At 47.7% G+C, this 2,682-nt stretch carries 4 protein-coding genes and 1 tRNA gene; all 5 read right to left on the bottom strand.

Annotation, left to right across the window (positions count from 1 at the left end):
• Window position 1: 1 nt before the first annotated feature.
• A tRNA-Leu gene (locus B7Y67_RS14780) sits at window positions 2-86 on the bottom strand.
• A gap of 86 nt (window positions 87-172) precedes the next feature.
• The gene (secG, locus tag B7Y67_RS14775) at window positions 173-520 is read right to left on the bottom strand and encodes a preprotein translocase subunit SecG (RefSeq protein ID WP_215303330.1); all 348 of its coding nucleotides are present in this window, start codon (window positions 518-520) and stop codon (window positions 173-175) included.
• Between the two features lie 22 nt (window positions 521-542).
• Entirely contained in the window at window positions 543-1,301 is a 759-nt protein-coding gene (gene tpiA / locus B7Y67_RS14770; RefSeq protein ID WP_293599291.1) for a triose-phosphate isomerase, read from the bottom strand.
• A gap of 17 nt (window positions 1,302-1,318) precedes the next feature.
• Window positions 1,319-2,317, bottom strand: a complete 999-nt coding sequence (locus B7Y67_RS14765) for an NAD(P)H-quinone oxidoreductase (RefSeq protein ID WP_215303326.1) — start codon at window positions 2,315-2,317, stop codon at window positions 1,319-1,321.
• Between the two features lie 38 nt (window positions 2,318-2,355).
• On the bottom strand, window positions 2,356-2,682 hold a 327-nt coding region (locus B7Y67_RS14760; RefSeq protein WP_293599290.1), incomplete at its 5' end, for a S1 RNA-binding domain-containing protein.

The following is a 2,682-nucleotide window of genomic DNA, read 5'->3' as shown; positions in this document are numbered from 1 at the left end:
TTGGTGCCGACGGCGAGACTCGAACTCGCACAGCCTAAGCCACTACCCCCTCAAGATAGCGTGTCTACCAATTTCACCACGTCGGCATCTTGTAAAACCCATCAATTCTACTGCATTGCACCACTGAGTTACCCCAAAAATAGGGGCACAGAGTGCTTAAAACCTACTTTTTTTACTTTGGAACAGCCGGCTTAGTCGGATCCTGGGCTGGAGCAGCTGGGGCAGGGGCTGGAGCCACAACCGGCGCTACAGTGCCAGACAAAATTCCAGGGCTAACTTCCTTTTTATTGCCAATCCAAGTAATCCCTAAAGTGCAGACAAAAAAGACTGCCGCAAAAATAGCAGTTGTGTGGGATAGGAAGTTGGCTGAACCACTGGCGCCAAAGAGACTGCCTGAGGATCCAGAACCAAAAGCAGCGCCCATATCAGCACCCTTACCCTGCTGCAACAACACCAGCAAGATCACAGCCAAAGCAGAAATTACCTGCAAAACGATCAATAAAGTCTTAAACCATTCCATGGCTTATCTCCAAATAAAAAAACTAGGCCTGACAGATGGCCAGAAAATCCTGCGGGCTTAAGGAAGCACCCCCAATCAATCCACCATCAATATCCGGCATTGCAAATAGTTCAACGGCATTGTCAGGTTTAACGCTACCGCCATACAAAATTCCCACATGGGAAGCTACATCCTCATCAAACTCCGCTAACTGCAAGCGGATTGCTCGATGCATATCTTGGGCCATTTGAGCGCTTGCTACCTTGCCAGTGCCAATAGCCCAAATAGGCTCATAAGCAATCAGGCAGTCAGCCAAACGATCTTGCAAAATGGCCACTTGTTTTGAAATTTGACCTCTGACAACCTCAATCTCACGACCAGAATTTCGCTCATCTGCAGACTCACCAACACAGATTACAGGGATCATGCCGTTATCAAGTACCTGAAGGGATTTCTCTGCAACCTGCTCATCAACCTCGTGATGATATTGACGACGTTCAGAATGTCCAACAATCACATAAGCACAATTCAATTCTTTGAGCATGGAGGCTGCAACCTCGCCGGTATAAGCGCCAGCAGTATAAGCAGATACATCCTGAGCGCCTAAGCTTAAAAAAGCTAAAGAGCAATTCTGAATTAACTCACCGCACTGCGATAAGTAAGGAGAAGGAACACACACTGCATACTTGCGCCCAGCAGGCATTCCCTGCTCCATGCCACGGCAAACGATCTTGACCCAGTCTGCATTGCTTGCAAGACTGCCGTTCATTTTCCAGTTGCCGATAACAGTGAGTGGGCGCATTAAATCTAGCTCAATACTTAAACAGTGAGGACAATCTTGCCAACGTGCTCAGAAGACTCCATCAAACGATGGGCATCAGCAGCCTGATCCAAGGTAAATGTTTTATAAATTACTGGCTTCAACTTGCCTGCATCTAGCAAAGGCCAGATACGTGCATGTAACTGCTGAGTAATTTGTTTCTTGAATGACACTGGACGTGGGCGCAAGGTAGAACCAGTAATGGTTAAACGACGACGCAAAATTTGTCCGGTATTTACTTCAGCCTTTGATCCGCCCATGATTGCAATAATCACAATGCGACCATCATCAGCTAAGCAATCAATCTCTTTTTGTACATAAGCACCGGTAACCATGTCGAGAATAACGTTGACACCCTTACCGTCTGTTGCCTTCTTCACTTCTTCTGCAAAATCTTGTGTCTTGTAGTTGATCGCCAGATCAGCACCTAAAGCCACGCATGCAGCGCACTTCTCATCGGTGCCGGCAGTCACGAATACTTTATGGCCCAAAGCCTTGGCAATCAAAATGGCAGTCACACCGATGCCACTTGAACCACCTTGAACTAGCAAGGTTTCGCCTTCAGACAACTCACCACGCATGAAGACGTTACTCCATACGGTATAGAAAGTTTCGGGCAAAGATGCCGCTTCTTGATCAGTAAACCCTTTTGGATAAGGCAGGCATTGTGCAATGGGAGCGGTACACAATTCTGCGTAACCACCGCCTTGCACAAGCGCACAAACCTTATCGCCAACTTTGAGACCAAATAGATTATCGGCGTGAGCTAAGTCGCCGCCGATAATCTCACCCGCTACTTCGAGGCCAGGAATATCCGATGCGCCTGCTGGCACTGGGTAATGGCCTTTACGCTGTAAAACATCCGGACGATTAATCCCAGCAGCAATTACCTTAATCAAAATCTCGCCCGTACCAGCAGCCGGAGCCACTGGATCAGGACGAGTAGCAGCCACCAGCATTTCTGGTGCGCCAAATTCTTTGATTTCCATTACGCGCATATGAACTCCGCTCGGTAACTAAATGGCTTAGTAAATAATTAAGCAGTTTCGCCAGATGCAGGGGCAGCCTCAGTCGCGCCAGCCAAAGGAGCAATCGCGCCACCTTCATCAGCCATTGCAGCTTTAAGAGATAAACGCAAACGACCACGCTCATCAGCAGCCAACAACTTCACGCGTACTACTTGGCCTTCTGCTAAATAGTCCTTAACTTCTTTTACACGCTCATTAGAAATTTCTGAGATGTGTAAGAGACCATCTTTACCAGGAAGAATGTTTACCAAAGCACCGAACTCAAGCAACTTCACAACTGGGCCTTCGTAGATCTTGCCTACTTCAGCTTCAGCAGTAATGCCTTCGATACGCGC

Source organism: Polynucleobacter sp. 35-46-11, assembly GCF_002281105.1.
The sequence above is the reverse complement of the archived record's forward strand: the minus strand, read 5'-3'. Positions and strand labels throughout refer to the sequence as shown.